Below are 9104 nucleotides of genomic sequence, written 5' to 3'. Positions count from 1 at the left end.
CTTGAACCCGGTCTGGAAACAGATCGGGTTTTTTATTATCCAAATTGTAAACAATAATAAGATTATAACAGTTTGAATTGTTTCAAAATGATCTAAAAGGTCTTCATTAATAAACTAAAAAATGATTGTTTTGAGCCCAAATATAGTGAGTTTTGGCTTTGTGTCTCGTTTGTAAAGTGTTGAAATCTCTTACATATGATGTTTTGGGCTAGTCTCTAGAGCATTTCGCTTGGGCCTGTGTTATTCTAATCCTATCAAAACCACAGGAATCTTTTCCTGTACGCTTTTTAAGTCTTTTTTACGACTAAGTTCAAAAAAGATCTCTCGGTAAATCATCCGAGACACGGGGATAAAAAATTGAATACGAAGAAAGGTCTGATGCTTAGGGGTGTCTTATGGCATACGTGTATTTGGCGGCGGCCATCATTTTCGAGATATTGGGTACGATCAGCATGAAGTATGCTGAGGGATTTACAAAGGTGGTTCCATCCATACTTATGATTGTATGTTCTGGAATCTGCTTTGTATGTCTCACAGTTGCTTTAAAAACTTTGCCTGTGAGCATTGTCTATGCGATTTGGGCAGGCGTGGGAACAGCCATTATGGCAGTTGTAGGTTTGCTAATATTCAATGAGCCTCTGCCACTTCAGAAAGTTATGGCGACTAGTCTGATCATTTTAGGAGTTGTGATGCTGAACTTCAGTGGTCAGCAATCGCCGCAATCTAAAGAGCAAGTTGCTGAAGCTGAGAATCTCAAAGAATTGAAGCGCATACCTGCAGCGAATGCGACGGTTCCGGCGCAGCGTGCTCCATTGGTAGATCGAAATTCTGGATAATTGATCGCATGGTCGTCTATTTTTAAATGCTAGAGCCACTAAGGTAAAATCTTAGTGGCTTTTTTTTGCCCTTTGATAGCTCTAGATCGTTAGATTTATTTCCTTCACTCATAGGCATGCATTATTTGTGGCCATTTATGGTGCTTTGAAACTTCGTTGCAGTGTGAAATTAGGCCCATGCTTACTGCGGAGGATGTTGCTGGTGCTTTTGTTCTTCAAAAAATTCATTGAGTCTGTCGAATGGTGTTTCTGTACGTGAAGCGTAGTGAATGAAGTTTTGCAGTAAGTTCTGAAGGAGCTCTTTTTGTTTTGGGTCCTTCAATTGATCTTTTTCGTCGAAAGCTTTTTGAGCATAGGCGACTCCAAAGTAATCGGGATAAACATAAGCCTTTAGAACGTGCAGAGGGACTCTGCTGTGGAAGTTGCCCTTGATGGCGGCGAAATATCCTTGGGATGCACCAATAAGGCAGATTTGCTTTCCTTCCAAGGGTACGGGATTCAGTCGAGAGAGCCAGTCTACTGCATTTTTAAATGGACCTGGCATGCTTCCATTATATTCGGGGCTGGAGATGATGATGGCATCAGCTTCGGAAATTTTCTTTGCGAGGCTTTTGACTCCATCAGGGATGCCTTCGGTGGTTTCTAGATCCCCGTCGTAAACGGGCATAGGGAATTCGTTGAACTCATGGAGCTCGGCTTGGACTTCGGGGAAGTTGCTGACAATTTCGTGCGCAATGCGGATGAGTTTTTTATTGAACGAGCCATGTCTTAAGACGGGTGCAAACAGGAATATCTTCATTGTTTCCTCGGTCATTCTGCAAAAATTGTATGAAAAACTAATATCATGTTCGCAAGTTCAGGTTCTTCATAGAAGGAGCGTCGGAGTTTTTTGTTCAATTACATGTAGTGAATGAGAAGGCTGCGTTGTTGAGAAAAGTCGTCAACAATAAATCGTGGTTTCTCGTTGCCAGATTTTATTTGTCAGAAGTGAAGACTGAAAGTTCTTCTTGAGCTTTGTGATTGGACTCTTTGAAATCGAGAGGAAGAGCGGCAAATTCTGGGAGTTAACCATGTGATAGTAAAACCATGTGATAGTAACGATTGTTAGAAGACACCTTCGCAATTACTGCGGCCCTTCTGTTGCTATCCGAGAAGTATTCGTCTTGGCAGGTGTGGTTTTTTGAGACTTTTACGTTTTCTTTATGTGTGGCCAAGGTGTTTTTACACCGAGTTGAGGCGTCTCCAAGTAATTTGAAGTCACAAAAGGAATGTTTTATGGCACTTACTTCGGTTGATCTTCTCCAGATCTTTGCAGTGTTGGGAATCGTTACAGTAATGACCCCTTTGCTTGGTTCTTATATGTTTAAAGTTTTTGCTGGGCAAAAGAATTGGCTCATCCGTTTGTTCCGGCCTGTCGAGCGAATAACTTATGCTTGTTCTGGTGTTCAAGAAAATCACGAAATGGATTGGAAAGAGTATACCAAATCTCTTTTGATCTTTAACCTGATTGGCTTTGTATTTCTAATGGCGTTGCAGATGCTTCAAGCGGGCTTGCCTTTGAACCCTGAAAAGTTCGGGAATGTGTCCTGGCATCTGGCGTTTAATACCGCTGTGAGCTTTGTGACGAATACCAACTGGCAAGCTTACTCGGGTGAGAACACCATGAGTTACCTGACTCAAATGTTGGGTTTGGGGGTTCAGAACTTTGTCAGTGCGGCTACAGGCTTTGCGGTTATGTTGGCCTTTGCTCGAGGGTTCTCTAGAAAACAAACCACAGCTCTTGGAAATTTTTGGGTCGATCTTACGCGCAGTACGGTGCATGTGTTGCTGCCTTTTTCAATTGTCCTTGCTGTTGTGTTGGTAGGCCAAGGAGTTGTTCAGAATTTTTCCTCTTATAGCCATGCGAAAACTGTTGAGGGTGTTGAGCAAGTTATTCCACAAGGTCCAGCGGCTTCGCAGATTGCGATTAAGCAACTGGGATCAAATGGCGGTGGGTTCTTTGGTGTGAACAGTGCTCATCCATTTGAGAATCCGACTCCTCTTGCGAATTTTTTAGAGATGGTGAGTTTGATCCTTCTAGCAGCTGGTTGCACTTATTTGTTTGGATTGATGGTGGGGTCTCGTCGGCAAGGGATGGTTCTGTTTGGAACTATGATGGCCTTGATGGTGGTGATGCTATCGCTGTCACTGTGGTCAGAGTACAGTCTCGGAACTATGGAAGGTAAGGAAACCCGTTTGGGGGTTGTTAATACCGTGATTTGGTCGGTCTTTACAACTTCGGCTTCCAACGGTTCTGTGAATGGGATGATCTCTAGCATGTCACCTATTTCGGGCGGGATTGCGATGCTCAATATGATGTTGGGCGAAGTGATCTTTGGCGGTGTTGGTGCAGGTATGTACGGAATGTTGTTGTTCGTGATTCTGACAGTCTTCTTGTGCGGACTGATGGTTGGTCGAACTCCTGAATATTTAGGTAAAAAAATTGAAGCTCGTGAAATCACCTGGGTGATTATCGGGATCTTGGCTCCTTGTGCGGCGATTCTGATTGGGAGTGCCCTCTCAGTTGCCTTGCCCGCAGGTCTGGCCGGCTTAGGGCATCAAGGTCCGCATGGCTTGTCTGAGATCCTGTATGCCTTCACTTCCGGTGCGGGAAATAACGGGAGTGCCTTCGGAAGTCTGACTGTGAATACTCCATACTATAATGTGATGATCGGTTTGGCGATGTTGATCGGACGATTCTTTATCATTATTCCAGTCATGGTCGTTGCCGGAAGTTTCGTGCAGAAAAAAATCTCTCCGCCGTCAGTGGGAACTTTCCAAACGGATTCTGTTTTGTTTGCTGGTCTTCTGGCGGCAGTGATTATCATTGTGGGAGCCCTGACATTCTTCCCAGCGCTTTCATTGGGGCCAATTCTAGAGCATCTAATGCTTGTTGTGAAATAAGGTGAGTTATGAAGACTTCGTTTTTAGATAAAAAACTTTTAAGTGATGCGGTGAAAGCTAGTTTTGTTAAATTGAATCCCAAGGTTCAATGGGGCAATCCCGTTATGTTTGTGACCTGGCTGGGTGCGCTTGTTGTTACACTGATTACCATTAATTTGATTGCAACAGGTGCGAGCTTTTCTTTCGAACTGCAGATCGCTCTTTGGTTATGGTTCACTGTTTTGTTTGCCAACTTCTCTGAGGCTTTGGCAGAGGGACGTGGCAAGGCTCAGGCGGAAAGCTTGAGAAAAACCCGCTCCAGCAGCATGGCCAGACTTCTTAAGAATTCGGTAGAGACTAGCATCAATGCCTTGGATCTTAGAAAAGGTGATGCGGTTGTCTGCGAAACGGGAGATGTTATACCTGGTGACGGAGAGGTGGTCGATGGTATCGCGACCGTGGATGAGTCCGCTATCACGGGAGAATCTGCGCCTGTAATTCGTGAAAGCGGAGGTGATCGTAGTGCAGTCACCGGGGGAACCCGGGTGATCAGCGATAAGATTATCGTGCGCATTACCGCAGATCCTGGTCATAGTTTCTTGGATCGTATGATTTCCTTGGTTGAGGGATCAAAACGCCAAAAAACTCCGAATGAAATTGCTTTGGGAATTTTATTAATCGCCTTAACTGTAGTGTTCTTGTTGGGGGTGGTGACTTTAAAATATTTCGCTGAGTTTTCTGCAAAGGCAGCGAATCAGGACCTCTCGCAAATCGTCACAGTTCCGGTGTTGATTGCTTTGTTAGTTTGTTTGATTCCGACAACCATTGGTGGATTGCTGAGTGCGATTGGTATCAGTGGTATGGACCGTCTGGTGCGCAAGAATGTCATAGCAAAAAGCGGACGCGCGGTTGAAGCGGCCGGGGATATCGACGTTTTGATGTTGGATAAGACGGGGACTATTACTTTGGGAAATCGTATGGCCAGTGCATTTTATCCGGCTCCGAATGTGACGGAGCAGGCCTTGGCGGAAGCTTCTCAGTTAGCTTCATTAAGCGATGAAACACCAGAGGGGCGTTCTATTGTTATTTTGGCAAAGCAAAAGTTTGCTATGCGAGCCGAGAGACTAGAGCCGCACTTGGCGGAGTTTGTTCATTTTACGGCGCAAACTCGTATGAGCGGTGTGAATATTAAGGAAAAGGATGGAGTGCGCGTCCTACGAAAAGGTGCTGGCGATTCCATCGAAAAATACATCATTGGCTTGGGAGGTGTGTATCCTCAGCAAGTTCGTGAGTCGGTAGAAAATGTGGCGCGCAAAGGAGGAACTCCTTTGGTCGTGACTGATGGTGCGCAGGTTTTGGGCGTAATTTACCTTAAAGACATTGTTAAGGGCGGTATCAAAGAACGTTTTGCCGAGCTGAGGAAAATGGGAATTCGTACGGTCATGGTCACCGGTGATAACCCATTGACGGCTGCAGCGATTGCCGCTGAGGCCGGTGTTGATGATTATATTGCTCAAGCAACTCCTGAAATGAAGCTTGCCCGCATTCGTGAGGAACAAGGGAGAGGTCAGTTGGTGGCTATGACGGGCGATGGAACCAACGATGCTCCGGCGCTGGCGCAAGCTGATGTTGGTGTTGCGATGAATACCGGGACTCAAGCGGCTCGCGAAGCCGGCAATATGGTTGATCTTGATTCTAATCCCACCAAGTTGATTGAAATTGTAGAGACGGGGAAACAGCTTCTAATGACTCGAGGAGCTCTGACAACCTTTAGCGTTTCTAACGACGTTGCAAAATATTTTGCGATTATTCCTGCGATGTTTGCGACTCTTTATGCCACTCAAGGCAGTACTGGTCCGTTGGGGAAACTCAATATTATGGGACTTCATTCGCCTCAAAGTGCCGTGCTCAGCGCAGTGATCTTTAATGCATTGATAATTATTTTGTTGGTGCCGTTGGCTCTTCGTGGAGTTGAGTATAAGCCCTTGGGAGCGAATGCGATTTTAAAACGTAATATCTTAAACTTCGGCGTGGGCGGTCTGATTGCTCCGTTTATTGGCATTAAGCTGATTGACGTTATTATTGTGGCGATTGGAGTTGCGTAATGAAGAATCTATTTATTGGAATTAGAATTTTTGTAGTTTTGAGTGTTTTGACGGGAGTTGCTTATCCGTTGCTGATCACAGGAATCGGGCAGGGTTTGTTTTCTCGCCAAGCTGGAGGATCTTTGATTTACCAAGACAATATCCTGGTTGGATCGGATTTGCTGGCACAGAAGTTTCAAAAGAAAAGTTACTTTTGGCCGCGCCCCTCAGCAGCTGATTATAACGGATCCAGTTCCGCAGCGAGCAATCAATCTGTGGGTAATGAGGCATTGTTGAAAGCTGTTGCCGAGCGCAAGACTCAGGGGTTAACCAGAGATCTTCTCTATGCGAGCGGGAGTGGTTTGGATCCGCATATTAGCCCTGCCGCGGCAAATGATCAGGTCGAGCGAATTGTTGGGGAGCGCAAGCTAAATTTGGAGCAAAGAGACTTGGTTCTTAAACTTGTTCGCGATTATACTGAAGCTCGTCAGTGGGGGTTCTTAGGTGAGCCTCGGGTGAACGTTTTGAAATTGAACCTAGCGTTGGACACCACTTTGGGTAAAGTATTATGAATGAAGACTACCGACCGGATCCCGATAGATTGTTAGAAGGAATTCAGAAACACGAAGATGCTCTTGCGAAAGGGCATCTTCGTGTTTTTTTTGGCATGTGTCCGGGGGTTGGTAAGACGTTTGCGATGCTAAAGGCTGCCCAAGAGCAGCTTCTTCAAGGAAGCGATCTTATCGTGGGAGTTGTTGAAACCCATGGACGTCGCGAGACGGAAGAGTTGCTTTTGGGGATGGAAGTTGTTCCGCGCAAAGAGACTTTATACCGGGGCGCTCTTGTCCAAGAAATGGATATTGATGCCATTCTGGCGCGCAAGCCGGGAATTGTCTTGGTCGATGAACTCGCGCATACGAATGCGCCGGAATCAAGGCATCCCAAGCGCTATCAAGATGTCATTGAACTTCTTGATGCAGGTATCAACGTTTATACCACTATCAACGTTCAACATATTGAAAGTCGCGCCGATTTGGTTCAGCAAATCACGGGTGTGCGGGTCTTGGAGCGTGTTCCCGATTCTTTGATTGACCGAGCTCAGCAGATTGAGTTGATTGATATCTCTGCGCAAAATCTCATCAAACGTTTAAAAGAAGGTAAAGTCTATCAGGGGGATCGTGCGGCGCGCGCGGAAGAAAATTTCTTTAAAGAAACCCATTTGTTGGCTTTGCGAGAACTCTCTTTGCGCTATACGGCTGAACGAGTTGATCAGGATCTGCAAGACAGCATGATTGTGCAAAGGGTTGAGGGGCCTTGGAACACCCAAGAGCGTCTATTGGTGGCAGTCAGTCACAGTCCTTATTCTGCACGGTTAATTCGTGCGACTCGCAGGAAAGCTTATAATCTTGAATCACCTTGGATCGCTCTTTATGTCGATTCAGGAATTCAATTGGAGCGCGATGATCAGGCCATGCTTGCCAAGAACTTAAACCTTGCGCGGGAGTTGGGTGGCGAAGTTGTTTCGGTAAAAGATGCGAATGTGGCAGAGGCTCTTCAACGCTTTGCCCATGAGCGCAATGTCACTCAGATTATCATGGGACGTCCTGAAAGAAACTGGTGGAGCTTTTTATGGAATCGCGGGTCTTTGTTGGACCAATTGGTTCAGAAGACCAGCGCCGTCGATATTCACGTCATTCGTCAAGATCAGGAAGCTGAGAAAAAAACTGAGAGTAGCAAGCGTCGCTGGCAATTTCCAGGAGTTTATGCGCCCGGTGCAATTTATTGGAATACGTTTTGGTTTATTGCGGGTGTCTCCTTTGTCAGCCAACTTCTGGTTTCTTATATTGGTTATCGGTCCGTAGGATTCATTTACCTGCTGTGCATTTTGGTGATGGGATTTATTGCGACATTGGGGCCTGTACTCTTTGCCGCGTGTTTGAGTTCCTTGGTTTGGAATTTTCTTTTTATTCCGCCTCTTTTTACCTTTGCAATTTCAGCGCCTGAAGATGTGATGATGGTGCTGGCTTATTTCTTTGTTGCCCTCATGGGGGGTATGCTGACTTCAAAAATTCGCAGTCGCGACCGAGATCTTGTTAAAAGGGATGAGTACAATCGTGCGTTGTATGAGCTGGTCAAAGAGATGGCGGCCTCATTGACTGTCACGGAAGCTTGCTTCAGTGCTGAGCAAAATTTGGAAGCAATGCTGAATGGGAAGATTAAAGTTATTTTAACCGATTCAGAAGGTAAACTGGTTCGGAAGACTTACAATTCGGCCAAGCTTGATGAGAAGGATTTAGCCCTTGCTTTATGGTCTTTCGAGAATAAGAAGAAGGCCGGTTGGAAGACAGATACTTTGGCAGAGTCCCGTTGTTTGAGTTTGCCGCTCAAAGGGAAAGAGAACCTTGTCGGTATTTTGCTATTCTATCCCCGCAAGAGTGAAGTTCTTACTTTGGATCAAGAGAATCTTTTGGAGACAATTGTTGTGCAGCTAGCGATGGTTGTTGAGCGTCTGGGACTGCAAGAAAAGTTACAGAGTATTAAAATTTTTGAAGCATCAGAACGTTTGCATCAGGCCTTATTGAATTCTGTCTCACATGAGTTGCGAACACCGTTGACCGCTATTATTGGCTCAGCCTCGGCATTGCAAGACGAACAGGTCAGTGCACAGGCCTCTGTGCGTAAGCAACTGGTGCAGGCTTTAATGGAATCCTCGCATCGGCTGGATCAGGTCGTGGAGAATCTCTTGGATATGTCGCGGTTGAATTCAGGTGTTTTGACTCCAAAGAAAGAATGGATTGATTTGGTTGATGTGATTGAGGGAGTTGCACGTAAGGCTCAGCATGCAGTGACCGCTCATCATCTAAAGATTGTGACAAAGATCGATGAGTGTTTGATTCAAGTTGATGAGCGACTGATGGAGCACGTTTTATTGAATCTTATAACCAATGCAGCTCGATATTCTGCACCCGGAACTAATATTTTAGTGCAACTGGAGCGCGAGGGGCGAAGAGTCATCGTGCGCGTCGTGGATGAGGGACCTGGAATTCCTGTTGGAAATATAGGCAAGATTTTTGAAGCTTTTTATCGTGTCCCAGGAAGCCCGGCTGGTGGCGTGGGCTTGGGATTGGCTATTGTAAAAGCATTTGTTGAAGCTCATAAAGGGCGGGTTTATGCTGGTAATCGTACTGATAGATCAGGTGCTGAATTTGTCGTAGAGCTTCCCTATGAGGAGCCTCCGCGGCAACTGTTGGAGGGGCGATAA

6 protein-coding genes are annotated in these 9104 nt (G+C 45.7%); 5 read left to right on the top strand and 1 reads right to left on the bottom strand.

Annotated features, from left to right (window positions below):
* Positions 1–395 precede the first annotated feature (395 nt).
* Positions 396–836 carry a DMT family transporter gene (locus NWE73_RS18060; protein WP_277579769.1) on the top strand — a complete coding sequence of 147 codons (441 nt, stop codon included), beginning with the start codon at positions 396–398 and terminating at the stop codon, positions 834–836.
* 181 nt (positions 837–1017) lie between these two features.
* Here the strand turns inward: NWE73_RS18060 and NWE73_RS18055 are convergent, their stop codons facing one another.
* Positions 1018–1635, bottom strand: a complete 618-nt coding sequence (locus NWE73_RS18055) for an NADPH-dependent FMN reductase (protein WP_277579768.1) — start codon at positions 1633–1635, stop codon at positions 1018–1020.
* Positions 1636–2111: 476 nt separating this feature from the next.
* Between NWE73_RS18055 and kdpA the strand changes: the two genes are divergently transcribed.
* The 4 genes from kdpA to NWE73_RS18035 are packed head-to-tail and all read left to right on the top strand — an operon-like array spanning position 2112 to position 9104.
* Positions 2112–3779: a potassium-transporting ATPase subunit KdpA gene (gene kdpA, locus NWE73_RS18050; RefSeq protein WP_277579767.1), complete on the top strand. Its 1668-nt coding sequence runs from the start codon at positions 2112–2114 to the stop codon at positions 3777–3779.
* 8 nt (positions 3780–3787) lie between these two features.
* Entirely contained in the window at positions 3788–5863 is a 2076-nt protein-coding gene (gene kdpB, locus NWE73_RS18045; RefSeq protein WP_277579766.1) for a potassium-transporting ATPase subunit KdpB, read from the top strand.
* Positions 5863–6414, top strand: coding sequence for a potassium-transporting ATPase subunit KdpC (kdpC, locus tag NWE73_RS18040; RefSeq protein ID WP_277579765.1), 552 nt, complete (start codon positions 5863–5865; stop codon positions 6412–6414). The genes kdpB and kdpC overlap by 1 nt, the downstream gene beginning before the upstream one ends.
* Entirely contained in the window at positions 6411–9104 is a 2694-nt protein-coding gene (locus NWE73_RS18035) for a sensor histidine kinase (protein WP_277579764.1), read from the top strand. The genes kdpC and NWE73_RS18035 overlap by 4 nt, the downstream gene beginning before the upstream one ends.

This window comes from Bdellovibrio svalbardensis, from assembly GCF_029531655.1.
In the GTDB taxonomy this organism is placed as follows: Bacteria; Bdellovibrionota; Bdellovibrionia; order Bdellovibrionales; family Bdellovibrionaceae; genus Bdellovibrio; species Bdellovibrio svalbardensis.
Note: the sequence above shows the minus strand (reverse complement) of the source record. Positions and strands in the feature narration are given on the sequence as shown.

Bases quoted from the DNA above. Each gene is read 5' to 3' on its own strand.
- NWE73_RS18060 (WP_277579769.1), top strand. From the start codon at position 396: ATGGCATACGTGTATTTGGCGGCGGCCATCATTTTCGAGATATTGGGT.
- NWE73_RS18055 (WP_277579768.1), bottom strand. From the start codon at position 1,635: ATGAAGATATTCCTGTTTGCACCCGTCTTAAGACATGGCTCGTTCAAT.
- kdpA (WP_277579767.1), top strand. From the start codon at position 2,112: ATGGCACTTACTTCGGTTGATCTTCTCCAGATCTTTGCAGTGTTGGGA.
- kdpB (WP_277579766.1), top strand. From the start codon at position 3,788: ATGAAGACTTCGTTTTTAGATAAAAAACTTTTAAGTGATGCGGTGAAA.
- kdpC (WP_277579765.1), top strand. From the start codon at position 5,863: ATGAAGAATCTATTTATTGGAATTAGAATTTTTGTAGTTTTGAGTGTT.
- NWE73_RS18035 (WP_277579764.1), top strand. From the start codon at position 6,411: ATGAATGAAGACTACCGACCGGATCCCGATAGATTGTTAGAAGGAATT.